This window comes from Streptomyces sp. NPDC047002, assembly GCF_040704505.1.
GTDB lineage: Bacteria > Actinomycetota > Actinomycetes > Streptomycetales > Streptomycetaceae > Streptomyces.
On the sequence record NZ_JBEYWC010000032.1, the window covers coordinates 17,911 to 38,990 of the forward strand.

At 72.8% G+C, this 21,080-nt stretch carries 20 protein-coding genes; 5 read left to right on the forward strand and 15 right to left on the reverse strand.

Going from position 1 to position 21,080, the window contains the following annotated elements:
* Positions 1–87: 87 nt before the first annotated feature.
* The gene (locus AB0910_RS25020; protein WP_366746879.1) at positions 88–273 is read right to left on the reverse strand and encodes a hypothetical protein; all 186 of its coding nucleotides are present in this window, start codon (positions 271–273) and stop codon (positions 88–90) included.
* A 168-nt stretch (positions 274–441) separates the two neighbouring features.
* Between AB0910_RS25020 and AB0910_RS25025 the strand changes: the two genes are divergently transcribed.
* Together AB0910_RS25025 and AB0910_RS25030 are read left to right on the forward strand one after the other, a co-directional pair.
* Positions 442–1,299, forward strand: a complete 858-nt coding sequence (locus AB0910_RS25025) for a hypothetical protein (protein ID WP_366746880.1) — start codon at positions 442–444, stop codon at positions 1,297–1,299.
* 137 nt (positions 1,300–1,436) lie between these two features.
* Positions 1,437–1,634, forward strand: a complete 198-nt coding sequence (locus AB0910_RS25030; protein WP_366746881.1) for a hypothetical protein — start codon at positions 1,437–1,439, stop codon at positions 1,632–1,634.
* A gap of 129 nt (positions 1,635–1,763) precedes the next feature.
* Here AB0910_RS25030 and AB0910_RS25035 read toward each other — a convergent pair whose 3' ends face one another.
* Entirely contained in the window at positions 1,764–2,126 is a 363-nt protein-coding gene (locus AB0910_RS25035; RefSeq protein ID WP_366746882.1) for a metal-sensitive transcriptional regulator, read from the reverse strand.
* A gap of 216 nt (positions 2,127–2,342) precedes the next feature.
* Here AB0910_RS25035 and AB0910_RS25040 point away from each other — a divergent pair, with 216 nt between their 5' ends.
* Positions 2,343–2,963, forward strand: a complete 621-nt coding sequence (locus tag AB0910_RS25040; protein ID WP_366746883.1) for a DUF47 family protein — start codon at positions 2,343–2,345, stop codon at positions 2,961–2,963.
* Positions 2,964–2,968: 5 nt separating this feature from the next.
* A complete protein-coding gene (locus AB0910_RS25045) occupies positions 2,969–3,967 on the forward strand; it encodes an inorganic phosphate transporter (protein ID WP_366746884.1) in 999 nt (332 codons plus the stop codon).
* Positions 3,968–4,130: 163 nt separating this feature from the next.
* Here AB0910_RS25045 and pstB read toward each other — a convergent pair whose 3' ends face one another.
* From pstB to AB0910_RS25105, 12 genes are all read right to left on the reverse strand, one after another.
* Positions 4,131–4,907, reverse strand: a complete 777-nt coding sequence (gene pstB, locus AB0910_RS25050) for a phosphate ABC transporter ATP-binding protein PstB (protein WP_366746885.1) — start codon at positions 4,905–4,907, stop codon at positions 4,131–4,133.
* A 36-nt stretch (positions 4,908–4,943) separates the two neighbouring features.
* Positions 4,944–6,023, reverse strand: a complete 1,080-nt coding sequence (gene pstA / locus AB0910_RS25055; RefSeq protein WP_366746886.1) for a phosphate ABC transporter permease PstA — start codon at positions 6,021–6,023, stop codon at positions 4,944–4,946.
* A complete protein-coding gene (pstC, locus tag AB0910_RS25060; RefSeq protein ID WP_366746887.1) occupies positions 6,020–7,036 on the reverse strand; it encodes a phosphate ABC transporter permease subunit PstC in 1,017 nt (338 codons plus the stop codon). Before pstC ends, pstA begins: the two co-directional genes overlap by 4 nt.
* Before the next feature lie 138 nt (positions 7,037–7,174).
* On the reverse strand, positions 7,175–8,326 hold the full coding sequence (gene pstS, locus AB0910_RS25065) for a phosphate ABC transporter substrate-binding protein PstS (RefSeq protein WP_366746888.1): 1,152 nt from the start codon (positions 8,324–8,326) through the stop codon (positions 7,175–7,177).
* 274 nt (positions 8,327–8,600) lie between these two features.
* Positions 8,601–9,023, reverse strand: a complete 423-nt coding sequence (locus tag AB0910_RS25070; RefSeq protein ID WP_366746889.1) for an NUDIX hydrolase — start codon at positions 9,021–9,023, stop codon at positions 8,601–8,603.
* Positions 9,024–9,118: 95 nt separating this feature from the next.
* Positions 9,119–10,231 carry a CHAD domain-containing protein gene (locus tag AB0910_RS25075; protein ID WP_366746890.1) on the reverse strand — a complete coding sequence of 371 codons (1,113 nt, stop codon included), beginning with the start codon at positions 10,229–10,231 and terminating at the stop codon, positions 9,119–9,121.
* Complete coding sequence (locus AB0910_RS25080; RefSeq protein WP_366746891.1) at positions 10,218–12,479, reverse strand: RNA degradosome polyphosphate kinase; 2,262 nt, start codon at positions 12,477–12,479, stop codon at positions 10,218–10,220. Before AB0910_RS25080 ends, AB0910_RS25075 begins: the two co-directional genes overlap by 14 nt.
* A 256-nt stretch (positions 12,480–12,735) precedes the next feature.
* Positions 12,736–13,656, reverse strand: a complete 921-nt coding sequence (gene mshD / locus AB0910_RS25085) for a mycothiol synthase (RefSeq protein WP_366746892.1) — start codon at positions 13,654–13,656, stop codon at positions 12,736–12,738.
* Positions 13,649–15,145 carry a HAMP domain-containing sensor histidine kinase gene (locus AB0910_RS25090; protein ID WP_366746937.1) on the reverse strand — a complete coding sequence of 499 codons (1,497 nt, stop codon included), beginning with the start codon at positions 15,143–15,145 and terminating at the stop codon, positions 13,649–13,651. Before AB0910_RS25090 ends, mshD begins: the two co-directional genes overlap by 8 nt.
* 260 nt (positions 15,146–15,405) lie before the next feature.
* The gene (locus tag AB0910_RS25095) at positions 15,406–16,149 is read right to left on the reverse strand and encodes a response regulator transcription factor (RefSeq protein WP_366746938.1); all 744 of its coding nucleotides are present in this window, start codon (positions 16,147–16,149) and stop codon (positions 15,406–15,408) included.
* Positions 16,150–16,264: 115 nt separating this feature from the next.
* Positions 16,265–17,533, reverse strand: coding sequence for a trypsin-like peptidase domain-containing protein (locus AB0910_RS25100; RefSeq protein ID WP_366746893.1), 1,269 nt, complete (start codon positions 17,531–17,533; stop codon positions 16,265–16,267).
* A 237-nt stretch (positions 17,534–17,770) separates the two neighbouring features.
* Positions 17,771–18,802, reverse strand: a complete 1,032-nt coding sequence (locus AB0910_RS25105; protein ID WP_366746894.1) for a LacI family DNA-binding transcriptional regulator — start codon at positions 18,800–18,802, stop codon at positions 17,771–17,773.
* Between the two features lie 159 nt (positions 18,803–18,961).
* On the opposite strand from AB0910_RS25105, the gene AB0910_RS25110 reads away from it, so the two are divergent.
* The gene (locus AB0910_RS25110) at positions 18,962–19,900 is read left to right on the forward strand and encodes a hypothetical protein (protein WP_366746895.1); all 939 of its coding nucleotides are present in this window, start codon (positions 18,962–18,964) and stop codon (positions 19,898–19,900) included.
* Positions 19,901–19,945: 45 nt separating this feature from the next.
* Here AB0910_RS25110 and AB0910_RS25115 read toward each other — a convergent pair whose 3' ends face one another.
* Positions 19,946–21,067 (reverse strand): NlpC/P60 family protein, encoded by a 1,122-nt coding sequence (locus AB0910_RS25115; protein WP_366746896.1) that lies wholly within the window; start codon positions 21,065–21,067, stop codon positions 19,946–19,948.
* Positions 21,068–21,080: the final 13 nt, after the last annotated feature.

Consider the following 21,080-nt stretch of genomic DNA (forward strand, 5'->3'; position numbering starts at 1 on the left):
GACGGTACGAGGGAGGCGTCCCGCGCGGGGAGGGGGTGGTGGGAAACGCGGCGCCCGGCCGCCGGGACCGCGGCAGCGGGGCCCGGATCAGAGGCCCTGGCCTGCCGTCTCGTGGGTGCGGGCGTCGGCGCGGGCGAGGTCACGGGATCTGCGGGCGGGGCCGCGCCAGCCGCAGCTGCAGCGCGCGGAGCAGAACGCGCCGCGCTCCACGGTCGTCGCGGAGTGCGGCGGGACGGCGGGGTCGGGGGCGGCGTCGGGGATCTTGTCGCACACGCCGTCCACCGTACCCGCGGCCCGGGCGTGCGGTCCCCGGGCGGTCCCCGGCCGACGCGCGGGACCCGCAGGGGACATGGGCCGCCCGGGCGGTACGCCGTGACCGGTCGGCGCGCGGCGTCGTTATCCGGACCGTCAGGGGGTTCGGCGCACGGGGGTTGGCAGGCGATGGTGGAGCGGCAGCGGGACCGCGGACGGGCGCGGCGCGGGCACGGCGGCAGGCGCGCCGCCCTCGCGCTCGCGGTGATGGCCGGGATCGCGGCGTCGGCCTGCGGCTGCGGCGCCTCGGGCGGCGCGGCGGCGGACGGCGCGGACGGCGGCGCCGCGGCCGTGCGGGGCGCGGCGGGCACGCTGGTCGCCGCGGGCAGCGCCCGCGCGGTCACGTCGATGGAGATGGCGGCGGGCGGCACCCGGGTCACGATCCGCGGCGAGGGCGGGTACGACTTCAGGCGCAGGATCGGCAGCCTCACGGTCACACTGCCGAAGGACCCGACGGGCTCGCCCGAGCACCGGCCGATCACGGAGCTGCTCTCGCCCGCGCTGCTCTACATGAAGAACAGGGGCGCCGGGGTGCCCGCGGGCAAGTGGGTGCGGATCGACTCGGCGACGCTCGCGGACGGGAACCTCGTCACCGGCGGGGCGACGGACCCGCTGACCGCCGCGGAGCTGCTCGGCTCGGCGGGGAAGGTGTCCTTCGCCGGCACGGAGGACCTCGCGGGCACCTCGGTGCGGCACTACCGGGGCGTGGCGGACCTCGGCGCGGCCGCGAGGGGCGCCGCGCCGTACGCGCGGGGCGCGCTGGCCGCCGCGGTGCGGGGGAAGGGGTTCGGCTCCGCGGCGGTGCCGTTCGACGCGTACGTGGACGGCGAGGGCAGGCTGCGCAAGGTCAGGCAGCGCTTCACCTATCTCAACCAGGGCAGGCCGGTCACGGTCGCCTCGACCACCGTGCTCTACGGCTTCGGCGCGCGGGTCCTTGTGCGGCTGCCGCCCGCGGCCGACATCTACGCGGGGCGCGTCAGGGACTGACGCCCGCGGCCGTTCCCCGCGGTCGGCCCCGGCGGCCGGGCCGCTCGGAAAGATGGGCGCCAAATGGTCCGGAAGTGCCATGCGCGGTGCGTGTCGCCCTCCGTACGCTAGGAGGCCGACACCGACCGAGAGAGGTGATGCACGTGGCTCCGTTGCGTACGCCGATCGTTCAGGACCACGTGGCCCTCGTCGAGATCGAGTTGTGCGGAGAGTTGATGATCGCGGCGTCGGCCGCCGACGGGGACCGGCTCAGCCCCGACCGGATCGACGAGGTGCTGAGGACGGCGGCCGAGCGGGCCGCGAGGCTCCGGCAGCCGGTGCGGGACTGGGAGTGACGCCCCGGCTCCGTACCGTCGAGAACCGGTCACGGCCCGGAGCGTGGGCGTCGGCGCGCGAGGGTCGGATATCTCACGCGCCGGACGCGTTTGCCGCGCCCGGCGGCGGGTGATCCGCGCGCGCGGGCCTCAGGTGCGCAGCAGCCGCGCGATGGCCTGCTTGGCCTCCTCCACCTTCTCGTCGATCTCCGCGCCGCCCTTGACGGCCGCGTCGGCGACGCAGTGCCGCAGGTGCTCCTCGAGGAGCTGGAGCGCGAAGGACTGCAGCGCCTTGGTGGAGGCGGAGACCTGCGTGAGGATGTCGATGCAGTAGACGTCCTCGTCGACGAGCCGCTGGAGGCCCCTGATCTGGCCTTCGATCCTGCGCAGCCGCTTGAGGTGCTCGTCCTTCTGCTTGTGGTAGCCGTACACCTGGTGGCCGTGGTGCGGGCCGGGGGGCGGCGCGGCGGAGGGCGGTTCGCCGGTCGCGCCGGCCGCGTCCGTGGTCGTCATGGCGTCCTCCGTGGTCAGCCGCGCGGCGGTCCGCGGGAGACCGCCGGTGTCCGGTTCGTGCGAGTAGCGAGGTATACCCCCTGCGGGTATATGGTACCTCTACGGGGAGCTTCGGGCAGGGGGTCCTTCAGGGCGGCCGTCCCGGATGAGCGACACTGGCATCCCGCTCATCTAGCATCGGCCTGACCGAATTCCATGTAACCCCGAGGACTCCAGGTGCGTTTTCGTCTGACCCCCAGGGAGACGAGCTTCTACGACATGTTCGCCGCGTCGGCGGACAACATCGTCACCGGCTCCAAGCTCCTGATGGAACTCCTCGGTGCGGACTCCTCCGCGAAAGCCGAGATCGCGGAGCGGATGAGGGCCGCGGAGCACGCGGGGGACGACGCGACCCACGCGATCTTCCACCAGCTGAACTCCTCGTTCATCACGCCCTTCGACCGTGAGGACATCTACAACCTGGCGTCGTCCCTCGACGACATCATGGACTTCATGGAAGAGGCGGTCGACCTGGTCGTCCTCTACAACATCGAGGAGCTGCCGCGGGGCGTCGAGCAGCAGATCGAGGTCCTCAGCAGGGCCGCGGACCTGACGGCCGAGGCCATGCCGCACCTGCGGACGATGAGCAACCTCACCGAGTACTGGATCGAGATCAACCGGCTGGAGAACCAGGCCGACCAGATCCACCGCAAGCTGCTCGCCCACCTCTTCAACGGCAAGTACGACGCGATGGAGGTGCTCAAGCTCAAGCAGATCGTCGATGTGCTTGAGGAGGCCGCCGACGCGTTCGAGCACGTCGCGAACACGGTGGAGACCATCGCGGTCAAGGAGTCCTGAGCTTCGTGGACACCCTCGCGCTGATCGTGACCATCGGTGTCGCGCTCGGATTCACCTACACCAACGGCTTCCACGACTCCGCGAACGCGATCGCCACCTCCGTGTCGACCCGCGCGCTCACCCCGCGCGCCGCCCTCGCGATGGCGGCGGTGATGAACCTGGCAGGCGCCTTCCTCGGGCAGGGCGTCGCCGAGACCGTCAGCAAGGGCCTGATCGGCACGCCCCACGGCGACAAGGGGATGGGCATCCTCTTCGCCGCGCTCGCGGGCGCGGTCGTGTGGAACGTGGCGACCTGGCGGCTCGGGCTGCCGTCGTCCTCGTCGCACGCGCTGTTCGGCGGCCTCGTGGGCGCGGCACTGGCCGGCGGCAGCGCGGTGATCTGGTCGGGGGTGGTCGAGAAGGTCGTCGTCCCGATGTTCCTCTCGCCCGTGGTGGGGCTGATCGTCGGCTATCTGGTGATGCTGGCGATCCTGTGGCTGTTCCGCCGGTCCAACCCGCACAAGGCCAAGCGCGGCTTCCGGATCGCGCAGACCGTGTCGGCGGCGGGCATGGCGCTCGGGCACGGCCTCCAGGACGCGCAGAAGACCATGGGCGTGGTGGTGCTCGCGCTGGTCATCGCGGGCGAGGAGGACTCCACGGCCTCCATCCCCGTGTGGGTGAAGATCGTCTGCGCGCTGATGCTCTCGCTCGGCACGTACGCGGGCGGCTGGCGCATCATGCGGACGCTGGGCCGGAAGATCATCGAGCTCGATCCGCCGCAGGGCTTCGCGGCGGAGACGACCGGCGCCTCCATCCTCTACGTGACCTCGTACATCTTCCAGGCGCCGGTCTCCACCACCCATGTGATCACCTCGGCGATCATGGGCGTGGGCGCGACCAAGCGGGTCAACGCGGTGCGCTGGGGCGTCGGCAGGAACATCGTGATCGGCTGGTTCATCACCATGCCTGCGGCGGGCGCCGTGGCGGCGATCGTGTACTGGATCATCGAGGCGATCTTCGGCTGAGGCGCCCGGGCCTGCCCGCCCGGGCCGCTGAGGCCGCTGCGGCCCTCGGCTCCCGGCGGCCGCGCGGGGACGCGGTACGGGCCCGCCCTCCGAGGAGGGCGGGCCCTTCGTTCTGCGGTGGCACCGCCATGCAGCACCGCGGAACGTCTCGGTCCGGCCGGGGTTACCCGAAGCGGCCGGAGATGTAGTCCTCCGTGGCCTGGACGGACGGGTTGGAGAAGATGCGCTCGGTCTCGTCGATCTCGATGAGCTTGCCCGGCCGGCCGACCGCCGCGAGGTTGAAGAAGGCCGTACGGTCGGAGACGCGCGCCGCCTGCTGCATGTTGTGCGTCACGATGACGATCGTGAAGCGCTCCTTGAGCTCCCCGATCAGATCCTCGATCGCGAGCGTCGATATCGGGTCGAGCGCCGAGCACGGCTCGTCCATCAGCAGGACATCGGGCTCGACCGCGATCGCGCGGGCGATGCACAGGCGCTGCTGCTGGCCGCCGGAGAGCCCCGCGCCCGGCTTGTTCAGCCGGTCCTTGACCTCGTTCCAGAGGTTCGCGCCTGTCAGGGACTTCTCGACGATCCCGTCGAGCTCCGACTTGCGGGTGCGGCCGTTGAGCCGCAGGCCCGCGGCGACGTTGTCGTAGATGGACATCGTCGGGAACGGGTTCGGCCGCTGGAAGACCATGCCGACCGTGCGGCGCACGGAGACCGGGTCGACCCCTGAGCCGTACAGGTTCTCGTCGTCGAGGAGGACCTTGCCCTCCACGCGGCCACCGGGGGTGACCTCGTGCATCCGGTTCAGGGTGCGCAGGAAGGTGGACTTGCCGCAGCCGGACGGGCCGATGAAGGCCGTCACCGTACGGGGTTCCACGGTCATCGAGATGTCGTCGATCGCACGGAAGCCGCCGTAGAAGGCGCTCAGTCCGCTGACGTCGATGCGCTTGGCCATGGGTACTGCTCTCAATCCTGGTTTCGGGTGGCCGCGTCAGCGACCGGACGTCTTCGGGGCCTTCCAGCGGGCGATGCCGCGGGCGATCAGGTTCAGGATCATCACGAGGATGATCAGCACGAGGGCCGCGGCCCAGGCGCGGTCGTAGCTCGCGGTGTTGCCCAGGTTGTACTGCTCGTAGATGTAGAAGGGCAGCGACGACTGCGGGCCGTTGAACGGATCGTTGTTGATCACCTGGCTGCCGAAGACCAGCAGTAGCACCGGCGCGGTCTCGCCCGCGATACGGGCGACGGCCAGCACGATGCCGGTGATGATGCCGCCGATGGACGTCGGGATGACGATGCTGGTGATCGTGCGCCACTTGGGCACGCCGAGGGCGTACGACGCCTCGCGCAGCTCGTTCGGGACGAGCTTGAGCATCTCCTCGGTGGAGCGCACGACGATCGGCATCATCAGGATCGTCAGGGCCAGCGACCCGGCGAAGCCGGAGAAGCCGAAGCCCAGGATGAGGATCCAGAAGGACAGGATGAACAGGCCGGCGACGATGGACGGGATGCCCGTCATGACGTCGACGAAGAACGTGATGGCCCTTGCCAGGGAGCCCTTGCCGTACTCGACCAGGTAGATCGCGGTGAAGACGCCGATCGGCACGGCGATGACGGTGGCGATGCCGACCTGTTCGAGCGTGCCGATGATCGCGTGGTAGACGCCGCCGCCCGGCTCGGTGCCGAGGACACCGCTCATCGAGTGGCTGAGGAAGGTGCCGTCGAGCACCTTCGCGCCCTTCGCGACGGTCGTCTCGACCAGGGAGACCAGCGGGACGACCGCCAGGATGAAGCAGGCGTAGACGAGGCTGGTCGCCACCCGGTCCTTGGCCTGCCGCCGGCCGTCCGCGATCCGAGTGACGACGTAGTTCGAGGCGATGAACAGCACGAGCGCGATCAGGCCCCACTGGATGTGGCTGCTCAGACCGGCGCCGGCGCCGATGCCGCAGCCGACGAGGACCGCCGCGACGGCGAGGGCGAGCGGCGTCCAGCGGGGGAGCCGGTTGCGGGCCAGCGGCGAGCCGGGCGCCGCGGCCCGTGCGGTGTCGAGGTCGTTCACGGTGTGGCTCATGCGTCGACCCCCGAGTACTCCTTGCGGCGCGCGATGATCAGGCGGGCCGCGCCGTTGACGATCAGCGTGATGACGAACAGCACGAGGCCGCCCGCGATCAGCGCGTCCCTGCCGAAGTCGGTCGCCTCGCCGAAGTGCGCGGCGATGTTCTGGGCGAACGTGCCGCCCTGCGGGTCGAGCAGGTGGAGCGAGAGCACCGAGGAGGACGACAGGACCGTCGCGACGGCCATCGTCTCGCCGAGCGCGCGGCCGAGTCCGAGCATCGAGGCGCTGATCACGCCGGAGCGCGCGAACGGCAGCACGGAGAGGCGGATGACCTCCCAGCGCGTCGCGCCGAGGGCGAGCGCCGCCTCCTGGTGCATGCGCGGCGCCTGCCGGAAGACCTCGCGGCTCACGTTGGTGATGATCGGCACGATCATGATCGCGAGCAGGATCGACACCGTGAACAGCGAGCGCGCGGCGGATCCCGGCGAGGACTGGTCGAAGAGGTACGTCCAGCCGAAGTACTTGTCGAGCCAGAGGTCGAGGCCGTTCATGTGCGGCACGAGGAACAGCGCGCCCCACAGGCCGTAGACGATGCTGGGCACGGCCGCGAGCAGGTCCACGAGGTAGGCGAGCGGCGTGGCGACCCTGCGGTGCGCGTAGTGCGTGATGAACAGCGCGATGCCGAGGGAGACCGGCACGGCGATCGCCATGGCGATGATCGAGCTGACGACCGTGCCGAAGGCGAGGACCGCGATGCCGAAGACCGGCGGGGTGCTGTCGGCGTTCCACTCGAAGGTCGTGAAGAAGTTGCCGTGGTCCTGCGAGATCGCGTTGACCGCGCGGTAGGTGAGGAAGCCGGCGATGGCGGCCATCACCACGAGCAGCAGGATGCCGGAGCCCCCGGAGAAGCCGAGGAAGATCCGGTCGCCGAGGCGGAGCGCGGGGCGCTTCTCGACGCCGCTTTCCGCCCCGTCCTGCGGGGCGGGCGGGCTTGGTGGCGGCGCGTCGGCCGTCTGGGTTGTGTCCATGGATGTGTCTCCGGTCTGGGTGGGGGAGCGGTGCTCCCCCGGCGGCGGTGCACCGGATGTACGCAGGCCCCGCGGGGCTGGGAGCCACGCGGGACCTGCCGTACATGGATCAGCGGGCGGGGCGGGCGGCCCCGCGGGTCAGGAGAGCGAACCGATCGCGGTACGGACCTGCGTGGCGATGTTGTCCGGCAGCGGCGCGTAGCCCAGCGAGGTGATCTGCTTCTGGGCGTCGTCGCTCGCGATGTAGTTCAGGAAGGACTTCGTGGCGTCGAGCGTCGCCGCCTTGTTGCCCTTGTCGCAGAGGATCTCGTTGGTCACCAGCGTGATGGGCCAGGCGCCCTCGGCCTTGGTGGTGTAGTTGAGCTGGAGGGCGAGGTCGCCGCCCGTGCCGACGACCTTCGCGTCCGCGATGGCCTTCGACGCGGAGTCGGCGCTGACCTTGACCGGGGCGGAGGCGCCGGTGTTCAGCTGGACCGTCGGGAGCTGGTTGGAGTTGGCGTACGAGAGCTCGGCGTAGCCGATGGCGCCCGCGGTCTGCTTGACCTGCGAGGCGACGTTGGCGGAGCCCTGCGCGGACTGGCCGCCCTTGGCCTGCCAGGTCTGGCCGCCGGAGAAGGGCCAGTCGCTCTTGGCGGCGGCGATCAGGTACTTGGTGAAGTTGTCCGTCGTGCCGGAGTCGTCCGAGCGGTGGAAGGGCTGGATCGCCGTGGCGGGCAGCTTGGCGCCCGGGTTCAGCTTGGCGATGGCCGGGTCGTTCCACTTGGTGATCTTCGAGTTGAAGATCTTCGCCAGGGTCGGCGCGTCCAGCGTGAGGTTGTCGACGCCGGGGACGTTGTAGATCACCGAGATCGGGCCGCCGACCATGGGCAGGTCGATGGCCTGGCCGCCGGAGCAGACCTTCTTGGACTGGGTGATCTGCTCGGGCTTGAGCGGCGAGTCGGAGCCCGCGAACGCCGTCTGGCCCTGGAGGAACTGCTGCACGCCCGCGCCGGAGCCGATGCCCTTGTAGTTGATCTGGGTGCCGGAGCAGGACTGCATGAAGTTCTTGACCCACTGGTCCATGGCGTTCTGCTGGGCCGTGGAGCCGGAGGCCAGCAGGTTGCCCGAGCCCTTGCCGCAGTCGACGGAACCGGCGGCCTGGGACGCGCCCGCGGGGCCTGAGGCGCTCGCGCTCGCGCTGCTGCCGCTGCTGTTGTCGTCCGAGCCGCACGCCGTGAGAACCAGGGCGCCTGACACGGCGAGGGCACCGAGCGCGGTGGCACGCAGCCCGTTCTTGCGCAGAAGCTTCACTTCGGGTGTTTCCTTCCAGGAGCCGCCGTTCGTCTCGGAACGCGATGGCGGCGTGCGTCGGGTGAGCCGGTCACGCGCCGTGTGGCGCGTTACCTGGTAAGCCCGAAATTAGGCAGATGAGGTGAAGCCGTCTGCGGGGGGAAATGAACGAGGGGTGAACCGTGGGGGACGGCCTGGTTCGGCCCCGGCGTCTAGCGCCCGCAGGTGTCGGTTCGGCTGTCGCGGAGGTGTCGATTCAGGCGCGCTTTCGCTCCCCGCGGAGGCGCCGGCGCGGTCAGGCGGAGCCGGGGGCGATGCGGTCGAGGAGTGCGCGGTCGCGCGGGTGGGTCAGGCGCTCGCGCGCGGCGGCGAGCGGCAGCCACAGGACGCGGTCGACCTCGCTGTGGGGGGTGAACGTGCCGCCGCTCTCCTCCGCCGCCCAGTACGTGACGGACTTGGGCCGCCCCTCGGCCTCGTAGCGCACCGTGCCCAGGGGCTGCCCCGGCACGCAGTAGTGGCCGGTCTCCTCAAGCACCTCGCGCAGCGCCCCCGCGAGCGCGCTCTCACCCGGCTTGAGCTTGCCCTTCGGATGCGACCAGTCGTCGTACTTCGGCCGGTGCACGAGGCAGATCTCCACGGTGCCGCCCGCGCGCCGCCACAGGACGCAGCCGGCGGCGAGCACCGCGCCGTCAGGCCGCCCGGGATCCGCTGCCGTCATGGTCACCGCCGTTCACGTCGCGTCGCGGGCCGCACACCGCTGGACCGTATGCCCCGCGGGCCCGGGGCCCATCCGCGCCGGGACAGGAAACCGCCTCAGCGGGCCGCGGCGGACTGCTGCCACAGCCGCTGGAAGGCGAAGCGCGCCGCCTCGACCTCCAGGCGCTGGTCGGCGTGGAGCACGCCCAGCGCGTACGCCGTCGCCGGGGCGATCCGCGGGGTGCGGGCCGCGTTCGCGGCGGCGGCCGACGCCTCCGCAGCGTCGCGGTGCCGGTCGAGGGCGCACCCCGCGTCGGCGAGCAGCGGGTCGGGCGCGCCGCCTGCGCACCACACCTCCTCGGCGTAGCGGTGCAGCCGCAGCAGCTGCCGCACCTGGTGCCACGGCGCGTCCTGCGCCTCGCCTTCCGACGCCGTGGACAGGCCGTGGACCAGGGCCTCCGCGTTGTACGGGTGGGCGGCGCGCGCCAGCGGCAGCGCGGCGACCGCGTCGAGCAGCTGGAGCCTGGCGCGCTCGCCCGGCGCGCCGAGCGCGTCGGGCGCCGCCGTCGCCGCGGGCGGCGCGAGCGGTACCTCGGAGGCGAGCACGGCGACCGCGTCGGCGACGGCGTGGAAGCGCGAGGAGCCGAGGGCCTGGAGCGCGGCGGAGTGTGCGCGGGTGCGCGCGAGGGTCAGCTGCCGGTCGAGCAGGGCGCCGGCCCGGGAGGCGCCGACCGTGAGCGCGCCGGGCGGCGGGGCCCCGGCGTCGGGGAGCGCGCCGTTCGCCGCGCGGGCGGTCGGCACCGCACAGGACCGCGCAGCCGCTCCCGCGGGGACGGCGGCCTCGGCCGCGCCGGGCGAGGCCCCGTCGACCGCGCCCGCTGCGGTGCCGACGCCGGAGAGCCTGGCGAGCGCCGCGACCAGCCGGTGCAGGCGGGCCGTGCAGGCGTGCTCCTGCGCGAGCGTCCCGGAGAGCCACGCAAGCTCGGCCCGCAGGTGGTCGGCCCACCCCGGCTCGAACATGCCGCGGTAGGTGTACAGGGTGCCGCTGATCCTGCGCGCCGAGCCGCGCAGGGCACGGGCCGCCTGCTCGGCCGCCGCGGTGTCGGAGCCGCTCTCGCCGTACAGCCGCAGGCTGCGCAGGAAGTCGCCGGCCCGGGAGTGCAGGTACCGGGAGAGCACCTCCCCCGCGGCCGCCGTCAGCTGGTCGGTCTCGACTTCATGGTGCTGCACGCCGGCGCCTCCGGGCGTCAATGAGCATTTCTTGTACGTGCCGCAGGGGCAGCCCCTCCGCGTCCGTGGAGCGCCGCGTCCACTCGCCGTCGGGGCCGAGGTGCCAGGAGGAGGTCCGGTCGGACATGCCGGTCTCCAGGAGCCGGGTCAGCGCGGCGCGGTGCGCCGGGTCGGTGACCCGTACGAGGGCCTCTATGCGGCGGTCGAGGTTGCGGTGCATCATGTCGGCGCTGCCGAGCCACACCTCGGGCTCGCCGCCGTTGCAGAACGCGAAGACGCGGGAGTGTTCGAGGAAGCGGCCGAGTATGGAGCGCACGCGGATGTTCTCCGAGAGACCCTGGACGCCCGGCCGGATCGCGCAGATGCCGCGCACCCAGATGTCGACGGGCACCCCGGCCTGCGCGGCCCGGTACAGGGCGTCGATCACGGCCTCGTCCACCATCGAGTTGACCTTGATCTTCACGTAGGCGGGCCGGCCCGCGCGGTGGTGTGCCGCCTCCTTGTTGATCCGGGAGACCAGGCCGTCCCGCAGGGACTTCGGCGCGACCAGCAGCCTGCGGTAGGTCTCGCGGCGCGAGTAGCCGGAGAGCCGGTTGAACAGGTCGGACAGGTCGGCGCCCACCTGCGGGTCGGCGGTGAGCAGGCCGAGGTCCTCGTAGAGCCGCGCGGTCTTCGGGTGGTAGTTGCCGGTGCCGACGTGGCTGTAGCGGCGCAGGGTGTCGCCCTCCTGCCGCACGACCAGGGAGAGCTTGCAGTGGGTCTTCAGTCCGACCAGGCCGTAGACGACATGGCAGCCCGCCTCCTCCAGCTTGCGGGCCCACTTGATGTTGGCCTGCTCGTCGAAGCGCGCCTTGATCTCGACCAGGACGAGGACCTGCTTGCCCGACTCGGCCGCGTCGATCAGCGCGTCCACGATGGGGGAGTCCCCGGACGTGCGGTACAGCGTCTGCTTGATCGCGAGGACGTCGGGGTCGGCCGCCGCCTGTTCGAGGAACGCCTGCACGGACGTGGAGAACGAGTCGTACGGGTGGTGCAGCAGCACGTCGCGCTCGCGCAGCGCGGCGAAGATGTCAGGCGCCGACGCGGACTCCACCTCCGAGAGGTCGCGGTGGATGCCCGCGATGAACCGGGGGTACTTCAGCTCGGGCCGCTCCAGCGACGCCACGCCGAACAGCGCCGTCAGGTCGAGCGGCCCCGGCAGCGGGTACACCTCGGCGTCGGACACCTTCAGCTCGCGCACCAGCAGGTCGAGCACGTACGGGTCGATGGACTCCTCGACCTCCAGGCGCACCGGCGGGCCGAAGCGGCGCCGCATGAGCTCCTTCTCCAGCGCCTTGAGGAGGTTCTCGGTGTCGTCCTCCTCGACCTCCAGGTCCTCGTTGCGCGTCACCCGGAACATGTGGTGCGCGAGCACCTCCATGCCGGGGAACAGCTCCTCCAGGTGCGCGGCTATGACGTCCTCCAGCGGCACGTACCGCTGCGGGGACGCCTCGAGGAACCGCGAGAGCAGCGGCGGGACCTTGACGCGGGCGAAGTGGCGGTGGCCGCTGACGGGGTTGCGCACCACGACGGCGAGGTTCAGGGAGAGCCCCGAGATGTAAGGGAAGGGGTGCGCGGGATCCACGGCGAGCGGGGTCAGGACGGGGAAGATCTGCTGCCGGAAGAGGGTGAACAGGCGGGCCTGCTCCTTCTCCGTCAGCTCCGGCCAGCGCACGATGTGGATGCCCTCGTCGCCGAGGGCGGGCGCGATGTCCTGCTGGTAGCAGGCCGCGTGCCGGGCCATGAGCTCCCGCGAGCGGGTCCAGATCAGGTCGAGCACCTCGCGCGGCTGGAGCCCGGAGGCCGACCTGGTGGCCACGCCGGTCGCGATGCGGCGCTTGAGGCCCGCGACGCGGACCATGAAGAACTCGTCGAGGTTGGAGGCGAAGATCGCGAGGAAGTTCGCGCGCTCGAGCAGCGGGGTCGCGGGGTCCTCGGCGAGTTCGAGCACCCGCTCGTTGAACGCGAGCCAGCTGCGCTCCCGGTCGAGGAACCGTCCCTGCGGGAGCTGCTCGGCGCCCTCGGGGACGCCGCTCTCCTCGTAGGTGTCGAGGTCGGAGTCGAGGTCGGGCTCCAGGTCGGAGACGGTGCCCGCGACCGTGCTCGGCCGGTGCGCCGCGAGGAATCCGACGGAGGGCTGGGTCGCGGGCCCCTGGGGGCGCGCGGGCGTGGACTGCTGGACCGGTACCTCGGCGGGCTGCTGGCTCATGTCCCCATTCTTCCGCGCGGAGGGGGCGTCGGGCGCGTTGGAGCGAGCGGGGGAGAAGGGGTTCCTGCCGTTCTGGGTGGGGGGCACAGCGGGCTGCATTCCGCGAGGGTCGCAAGGGCCGCTGAATGACCGGTGACGAGGAGATGACGTGAAGGAAAGCGAGCCGCTACCCCCAGGGGGCGGCAGCGCCCGCATGGGGCGCGCGCCGCGGTGCCGGTCCGCCGCGCCCGGGCCACAGCGGGCGCGCCCCCGGCGCTCAGAGTTCTGTGCGGTACATGAGGTCGGTTTCGTAGGTGGTGAAGCCGAGGCCTTCGTAGACGCGGAGGGCCGGTGTGTTGTCGCCGTCCACGTAGAGCATCGCCGTGGGCAGGCCCTCCGCGGCCAGGTGGCGCAGGCCGATCGCGGTGAGGGCCTTGCCGAGGCCGCCGCCCTGGGCGGCGGGGCTGATGCCCACCACGTAGACCTCGCCGAGCTGCTCCTGCGCGTGGACCTTGGTCCAGTGGAAGCCGAGCAGCTCGCCCGCGCGCTCCGCGAGGAAGAAGCCCTTCGGGTCGAACCACGGCTCGGCCATGCGGTCGTCCAGGTCGCGCTGCGTCATGCCGCCCTGCTCGGGGTGGTGCGCGAAGGCCGCCGCGTTGAGCGCGAGCCAGGCCGCGTCGTCCGCGCCGGGCACGTACGTGCGGATCGCGACGCCCGCGGGCAGCGCGGGTTCCTGGATGTCGAGCGGGGCGAGCGGCCGCCGCAGCTGGCGCAGCTCGCGGAAGAGGCTGAGGCCGAGCACCTGCGCCAGGTGGCGGGCCGCGGGCTTGCCGCCGTGCGCCCAGACCCGCAGGCGCCGCCCGGACGCGGCGAGCAGCGCGTCACCGAGGGCCCTGCCGTGGCCGCGGCCGCGCCACGACGGGTGCACGAGCAGCTCGGCGGAGGGCGCCTCCACCGGGTCGCCGCCGTCCAGCTGCGCGTACCCGACGACGGTGTCGCCGACCGAGAGCAGGAAGTGCCGCACCCCTGGGCGCGCGCCGCCGCGGAGCTGGAGCCTGCCCTGCTCGGAGACGGCCTGGAGGCCGTCGGAGGCCGCCGTGTCGGCGAGCAGGCCCAGCACGGCCGCTGCCTGGTCGTCCGTGAGCGCGTCGAAGGTCTGGACCCGCCGCGCGGGCTCGCGAGCTGCTGCGTCAGTCATGCGACGAGGGTACGGCGCCCTCCCCGCCCCACCCGTCGCCCGGGGTGCCGCCGGACACGTCGGGCGGGACGTCGGGCGGCGGGGTCGGCGCCCCCGGCAGCCGGATGCGCGCGACGGTGCCGCCGCCGTCGGCGGGTTCGAGCGTGATCTCGCCGCCGGCCTGCTGGAGCGTACGGGCGACGATCGCGAGCCCGAGCCCGGAACCCGGCAGGGAGCGGGCGGAGGGCGAGCGCCAGAAGCGCTCGAAGACGTGCGGAAGGTCCTCGGGCGGGATGCCGGGCCCGTGGTCCCGCACGGTCAGCACGCCCGCGCCGTCGAGCCGCACGGCCACACTGCCGCCGGGCGGGCTGAACTTCACCGCGTTGTCGAGGACGTTGACGACGGCGCGCTCCAGGGTCGCCGGCTCGGCCCGTACGTACCAGTCGGAGGTCGTCGCGTCGATGGCGAGGTCGGGGCCGCGCAGCCGGGCGCGGCGCAGCGCCTGCTCCACGACCTCGTGCAGCGCGACCACCCGCACCTGGCCGGGCGCGAGCGCGTCGGGCCGCGACAGCTCCTGGAGGTCGCCGATGAGCGCGGCGAGCTCCGACATCTGCGCCGTGACGGACGCCATCAGCGCCCTGCGGTCGTCGGCGGGGATGGCCCTTCCTGTCTCCTCGCTGCGGGCCAGCAGCTCGATGTTGGTGCGCAGCGAGGTCAGCGGCGTGCGCAGCTCGTGGCCCGCGTCGGCGATCAGCTGCGACTGCCGGTCGCGGGACGAGGCGAGCGCGGCGGTCATCGAGTTGAACGACCGCGAGAGCCGGGCGATCTCGTCCTCCCCGTCGACGGGGATGCGGACGCTGAGGTCCTCGGTGCGCGCCACGTGCTCGACGGCCCTGGTGAGCCCGTCGACGGGCCGCAGCCCGGTCCGCGCGATCCACAGGCCGGCAGCGCCAGCGCCCAGCACGCCGATCCCCGCGACGACGGTGAGCAGCAGCGCGAGCCGGTTCAGCGAGGTCTGGATCTCGTCGACGGGCCGGGAGATGCTCACGGCCACCACCCGCAGCGGGCTGCCGGGCGGCCCGTAGCGGATCGACTGGAGCCGGGTGTGGACCTGGACCTGCTGGCCGCTGTCCGTCGTGCTGGTGTGCACCGGCGACTCCGGCGTGTTCTGCCGGGCCACGGTCACGTCCTCGGCCTGCACCTTCACCGGCTGCGAGCCCACGGCCACGCAGCGGGAGCCGTCGTCGAACACCACCTGGAAGTACGCGAAGGCCTGCTCGGAGCCGGACGGCGCGGTGCCGCGTCCTGTGGAGTCCGTGCCGGAGTCGGAGTGCGAGCTGCTGCCCTGGTTGCAGGTGTCGATGGCGCTGGAGATCTGGCTGCTGGGGGCAGTGCTGTTGCGCAGTGAGTTGTCGAGCTCGTTGCGCAGCTGGCTGCGGGTGAGCAGCCAGCTCGCGACGGCGACGACGGCCACCGCGATCGCGACCGCCGCGGCCACGAGCAGCGCCATCCGCGAGCGGATCGGCAGCGCGCCGAAGCGGCGTACGGGCGCGGTGAGGCGGATCGCGAGGGTCGTGCGGCCGCGGGCCGGCCGCGCCGCCGCCGGCTCGTGCCGCTCGCCGTGCGGGCCGCCGACCCCCTCGGTGTCGTCCGCGCCGTGCGCGTCCGCCGTGCCTTCCGTGCCGTCCGTGCCGTCCGTGTCCTCGGCGTTCTCCTCGACCTGCCCCGTCGAGCCGTACGTGCCGTCCCGGCGGTCGCGGGAGGGGTCCGTCATGCGCCGCCGCCGGGGTTGTCCGTGCGCAGGACGTAGCCGACGCCGCGCACCGTGTGGACGAGGCGCGGCTCGCCGCCGCCCTCGGTCTTGCGGCGCAGGTACATCACGTAGACGTCGAGGGAGTTGGAGCTCGGCTCGAAGTCGAAGCCCCACACGGCCTTGAGGATCTGCTCGCGGGTGAGCACCTGGCGCGGGTGCGCGAGGAACATCTCCAGCAGGGTGAACTCGGTGCGCGTCAGCTCGACGCGGCGCTCGCCGCGGGTCACCTCGCGGGTGGTCAGGTCCATCCTGAGGTCGGCGAAGGACAGCACGTCGTCCTCGGGCACGGCCGTGGCGCCGGACGCGGACGCCAGGTAGGAGCTGCGGCGCAGCAGGGCGCGGATGCGGGCGAACAGCTCGTCCAGCTCGAACGGCTTGACCAGGTAGTCGTCCGCGCCCGCGTCGAGCCCCGTGACCCGGTCGCCGACCGTGTCGCGGGCGGTGAGCATCAGGATCGGCACCCTGGAGCCGCCGTTCCTGAGCCTGCGGGCCGCCGTCAGGCCGTCCATGCGGGGCATCTGGATGTCCAGCACGATCAGGTCGGGGGCGTACGCCTCGGCCTTGGCCAGGGCGTCGAAGCCGTCGACGGCGACCTCGGTGCCGTACCCGTCGAAGGTGAGGCTGCGCCGGAGCGCCTCGCGCACCGCGGGTTCGTCGTCCACGATCAGAATCCGCTGGGTCTCCGCCTCGGCGGAACTCATGTCGCTGCTCCCTCTTCCGTCCCTGCCCTCGGTGCCGTCGACTCCCTCGACGTCGTATCCGAAGGTAACGGAGTGCGCCACGGGGTCCGTCCTCTCTGGTGCGGGGCCGTTGACGTCAGTTTCCGGAGCTGCCGCCGTCGCGCAGCGACGCCAGGTCGGCCTTGACCGTGTTGACGGGGATGGCGAAGCCGAGCCCGACGCTGCCGGCCGAGCTGGAGTCGCCGCTCGTGCTGCCGCCCGAGGAGGGCGCGTACATGGCCGAGTTGATGCCGATGACGTCGCCGTTCATGTCGATCAGCGCGCCGCCCGAGTTGCCCGGGTTGAGGGACGCGTCTGTCTGGAACGCCTTGTAGGTGGTGGTCTGGCTGCCGGTGTCGCCGTTGAACTGCTGCCCGCCGAACTCGAAGGGCCAGTTGTCGCTGCCGCCGCTGCCCGACCCGCCGCCGAACAGGCCGCCGCCGCTCTGGCCCTCGCTCTGCCCCTGGCTCTGGCTCTGGCTGTCGCCGTCCTCCTTCGGGACGGTGACGTCGCGGTCGAGCGCGGAGATGATGCCGCTGGTGACGGTGGACTGGAGGCCCTGCGGGGAGCCGATCGCGACCACCTGGTCGCCGACGTGCACGGAGTCCGAGTCGCCGAGGCCCGCGGTCTTCAGCCCGCTCGCGCCCTGCAGCTTGATGAGGGCGAGGTCCTTGTCCGGGTCGGTGCCGAGGACGCTCGCGGTGTAGGTCTTGCCTGTGCTCAGCTTCACCTTGACCTGCGAGGCGCCCGACACGACGTGGTTGTTGGTGAGGACCTGGCCGTCCGAGGTGATGACGACGCCCGAGCCGATCGACTCGCCGCCCTGCGAGTCCGCGGTGATCTCCACGATGGCCGGGGTCACGGCCTGCGCGACGCCCGCCACCGTGCCCTTGCTGCTCTGCGAGACAGTGGTGCCGCTGACGCCGACCGTGGTGCTGGCGTTGGGGTTGCTGTCGGCGTTCTTGGTGAGCACGGTCGCCACGCCGCCGCCGACCACCGCGGCCGCGAGCGCGACCGCGGCGACCAGCGCGACCGGGCCGCGGGCCCTGCGGCGGCCGGCGCCGTGTCCGTGGTGCCCGCCGTCGCCGCCGTCCTGGCCCGGCGCGTAGGCGGGCGGCGGGGGGAAGCCGCCGGAGGAGGAGCCGCCGTACGCGGGTTCCGCCGGGGCGGCGTAGGGCGAGGCGGGCGTCCCGGCCTCGGAGCGCCCGGATCCCTCGGAGCGCTCCGGGCGCTCCGAGCGCTCCGAGAATGACGCGTACGGCTGCTGCGGGGCCTGGTGAGGCTGCTGCTGCGCCTGCTCAGGCTGCTCGCCGAAGGACTGGTCGTCGCTGTGCTGGCTGTCGCGGTGCCCGAAGAAGTTCGTCATGGCTATGACTTTCCGACCGTGACATGAAAAGACTATGAGGGCGCTGTGAGAAGCCCGACAGAAGTGCGTATGCCCGATATAAGGAAGCGCCCGCGGCCGCCGTACGGAGTCCCCCGAACCCACCCGAAACACCCCATGAACAGGGCGGGAGCGCCCGGACCGCCGTGGACGCAAGCCGTCGGCCTGGCGGGTGGCTCTCCGGTCCGGTCCGGCCGGACGCCGAGAGACGCAGAGACGCTAGGAGCAGCCGCAGGAGCGGCGGACGATCAGCGCGGACGGGAACTGCCGCACCCGGCCCGTGCCCCCGTCGCGGCGCCCCGCGATCCGCAGCCCGTCGTCGAGCACCAGGTCGACTGCGGCCCTCGCCATCGCGGGCCGGTCGGAGGAGACCGTCGTCAGCGGCGGATCCGTCAGCGCCGCCTCCTTGACGTCGTCGAACCCGGCGACCGCGAGCTCGCCCGGCACGTCGATCCGCAGCTCGCGCGCCGCGCGCAGCAGCCCGATCGCCTGGTCGTCCGTCGAGCAGAAGACGGCGGGCGGCCGGTTCGGGCCCGAGAGCAGTTCCAGCGCGAGCCCGTACGCGTCGTAGCGGTTGTACGGCGCCTCGAACAGGCGCCCCTCGGTGGACCTGCCGGACTCCAGCATGGCCCGCCGCCACCCCTCGACGTGGTCGGCGACCGGGTCGCCCACGGACGGGGTCGTCTCCACGCCGCCCAGGCAGGCGACGTACGCGTGGCCGTGCTCCAGCAGGTGCCTGGTGGCGAGCTGTGCGCCGCCGACGTCGTCGGTGACGACGGCGACGTCGTCGATGGACTCGGGCCGCTCGTGCAGCAGCACCACGCGGGCGTCCCACGCGTCGATCTCGGCCGCCGCGCCCTCGCTCGGGCCCTGGGCGACGAGGATGAGCCCCGAGACCCGCATGCCGAGGAACGCCCGCAGGTAGTGGACCTCGCGCTCGCCGCGGTAGTCGGAGTTGCCGACGAGCACCATCTTCCCGCGCTCGGCCGCGGCCTGCTCCACCGCGTGCGCCATCTCGCCGAAGAACGGCTGGCGCGCGTCGGGGACGATCATCCCTATGAGGTCCGTACGCCGGGAGGCCATGGCCTGGGCGACCCGGTCGGGCCGGTACCCCAGCTCCTTGATGGCGGCGAGCACCCGCTCGCGGGTGGCCGGGGCGACCGGCCGGGGTCCGTTGTTGATGACGTAGCTGACCACCGCGGTCGACGTCCCCGCAAGCCGTGCCACATCGTCCCGCGTCACCTTTGCCACGGACGGAGTCTACGCGGGAGGAACCCCGCCCACGCCGCCCTGTGCGGCCGTCTCACCTGGTGGGCGGGGCAGGCGGGGGCCCGGCCGGTAGACTTCCGGGCCGGCCGTGGAGTTCATGGGATTTCATGGGAGTTCATGACGGTATGAGCGGGGGCGGACGTGGCCGGGCGCAGCGCAGTGGGGCCCGTCTCGCGCAGGCGGCTGATGGCGGGTGCCGCCGCCGTGCTCGCGGCCGGGGCCGCTGCCGCCTGCTCGGGGCCCGGCCGCCGCGATGACGCGAAGGGGTCGGGTGCGCCGCACATGACGGGAGCACCGCCGCATCTGACGGCCGCGGTCGGCCTGGTGGATTCACTGCTCGGCATCGGCTGGGACGCGGGCCGCAACGCGTACAAGAAGGTGCACGAGGACGACGGCCGGGTGACCCGGGTCCAGTGGGAGGGCCGGCCTGAGGTGCTGGCCCAGTGCGGCTCGTTCCAGGCGCTGGTGCTGGAGCACGCCTACGGCCCCGGCACGGACGGCGGCTGGGCCACCGGGGCGTTCTTCCGCGACCGGTTCTTCTCCGGGCGCGGCCTGCGCGACACCCGCAAGCGGTTCCCCAACGCGGCCGAGTTCCGCGCGGGCTTCGCCGCAGGCGCGGGCGCCCCTTACTTCGAGCGGGTGGCAGGGCCGAAGGCGCTGCGCCCCGGTGACCTGGTCGCGATCGACTACCGGGACGCCGGGCTCTGGTACTCGGGGCACATCGTGATGGTCCGCGCGGCCCGCGGCGTCCTCGCGTCGCCCGTGGACGAGCAGGTCGGCAGGGACGCGGTCGGGCACGTCTTCGAGGTCGTGGACTGCACGGACTCCCCGCACGGCGACCCCGAGCGCGGCACGCGCGCGCTGTACGAGAGGTATCCGGACACCCGCCTGACCTACCGAGGGGACCGGGACAGCGTCTCGCACGTGCACAGGCACACCGGCGCGGGCTTCGGCCACATGGTCCTCTACGCGGACGCGGCGGGCGGCTTCGCCGGCTACCGCTGGAGCGTCAACTCCTCCAGGGCCTCGACTGCGGCACACCGCCCCCTCGCCGCGGCGCGCGTACGGGCCGCGGGCTGAGGCCCGCGACGAGTGTGCGGGCCGCACACCGAGGCCCGCGACACCTCAGAGCCTGCGGGCCACGCGCAGCCCCTCCGCGTAGAAGCCGCCGCCGTCGAGGGTGGCGCGGCCCGCCAGGTCGCCCATGGTGGGGCCGTTCGCCTGGGACCTGCTCGACAGGAAGCGCGAGTGGCCCGCGTCGTCGAGGCCGAGGTACAGCCCGCAGTGGTCGATGGCGATGGGCTTGCCGATGTTGATCGCGAAGAAGACCAGGTCACCGGGTTGCAGCAGCGAGATGTCGGTGGGGCGCCGCTGGGTGTCGGGGATCAGCAGGACCCCGGGCGCGTAGGCGGCGATCGCGAAGGCGCGGCGCGGCAGGCCGACGCCCGCCGTGTTGGTGTCGTGCAGCGGGAAGCCCGCGCGGTAGCCCCACACGAGACGCATGAAGCCCGAGCAGTCGACGTCGCCGAGGCGCGCGGACTCGGGCTGCGCGCGGGTGCCGTCGGCGAACGTCCACGGGATGCCCAGGTAGTCGTAGAAGTCCGACTTCTCGTCGTGGTAGTGGAAGGACTGCTCGGACTCGCCCGGCACGACCGGGCCGAACTGCGCGTCCCCCGCGTAGCGCAGGCCCTTGGCGGTGCGCCTGGTGGGTGCCCCGTCGCCGTACTGGAAGGCCGTGTCGAGGATGTCGGGCTCGGCCGACGCGAGCGTCTTCGGGAACCACCCCTTGAACCAGGCGGTCTTCTCCTTGCCCGCGCTCCACGCGCCGGGCATCAGCCGCACGTGCGCGTCGCTCGTCACGGCGGCGCTCGTGGTGCGCGGCTCGCGCCAGGTCCTGCTCGCGCCGGTCAGCACGGCGCTGCGCGCCCCGTCGGTGAAGGTGGCGATCACGTCGCCCGCCGCGGAGCGCGCCACCGTGCGCGGGGGGCCGCTCAGCCGCTCGAAGGTGGCGCTGCCCGCGGCGGCCGCGGGCGACGTGCCCGCCACCGGGCGCACGCCGCCCGCCGCCGGGTCCGGGGCGGCGGCGCGCTCGCGGGTCCACAGGTAGCCGCCGCCCGCGCCGAGCACGGCGACACCGGCCGCCGCGGCGAGCAGGCCGCGCCTGCTCACCCCGGTGGGCCCGCGGCCCTGGGAGCGGTGGCCGCCGGCCCGCCGGGTGCGCGGGGGCTCGTGCTGTACGGGGTCCATCGCAAGACCTCCT

What these genes read in the sequence shown, in the direction of transcription:
- AB0910_RS25025 (WP_366746880.1), top strand. Translation starts at nt 442, where the DNA reads ATGGTGGAGCGGCAGCGGGACCGCGGACGGGCGCGGCGCGGGCACGGC.
- AB0910_RS25030 (WP_366746881.1), top strand. Translation starts at nt 1,437, where the DNA reads ATGCACGTGGCTCCGTTGCGTACGCCGATCGTTCAGGACCACGTGGCC.
- AB0910_RS25035 (WP_366746882.1), bottom strand. Translation starts at nt 2,126, where the DNA reads ATGACGACCACGGACGCGGCCGGCGCGACCGGCGAACCGCCCTCCGCC.
- pstB (WP_366746885.1), bottom strand. Translation starts at nt 4,907, where the DNA reads ATGGCCAAGCGCATCGACGTCAGCGGACTGAGCGCCTTCTACGGCGGC.
- pstA (WP_366746886.1), bottom strand. Translation starts at nt 6,023, where the DNA reads ATGAGCCACACCGTGAACGACCTCGACACCGCACGGGCCGCGGCGCCC.
- pstC (WP_366746887.1), bottom strand. Translation starts at nt 7,036, where the DNA reads ATGGACACAACCCAGACGGCCGACGCGCCGCCACCAAGCCCGCCCGCC.
- AB0910_RS25070 (WP_366746889.1), bottom strand. Translation starts at nt 9,023, where the DNA reads ATGACGGCAGCGGATCCCGGGCGGCCTGACGGCGCGGTGCTCGCCGCC.
- AB0910_RS25080 (WP_366746891.1), bottom strand. Translation starts at nt 12,479, where the DNA reads ATGAGCCAGCAGCCCGCCGAGGTACCGGTCCAGCAGTCCACGCCCGCG.
- mshD (WP_366746892.1), bottom strand. Translation starts at nt 13,656, where the DNA reads ATGACTGACGCAGCAGCTCGCGAGCCCGCGCGGCGGGTCCAGACCTTC.
- AB0910_RS25090 (WP_366746937.1), bottom strand. Translation starts at nt 15,145, where the DNA reads ATGGCGCTGCTCGTGGCCGCGGCGGTCGCGATCGCGGTGGCCGTCGTC.
- AB0910_RS25095 (WP_366746938.1), bottom strand. Translation starts at nt 16,149, where the DNA reads ATGAGTTCCGCCGAGGCGGAGACCCAGCGGATTCTGATCGTGGACGAC.
- AB0910_RS25100 (WP_366746893.1), bottom strand. Translation starts at nt 17,533, where the DNA reads ATGACGAACTTCTTCGGGCACCGCGACAGCCAGCACAGCGACGACCAG.
- AB0910_RS25115 (WP_366746896.1), bottom strand. Translation starts at nt 21,067, where the DNA reads ATGGACCCCGTACAGCACGAGCCCCCGCGCACCCGGCGGGCCGGCGGC.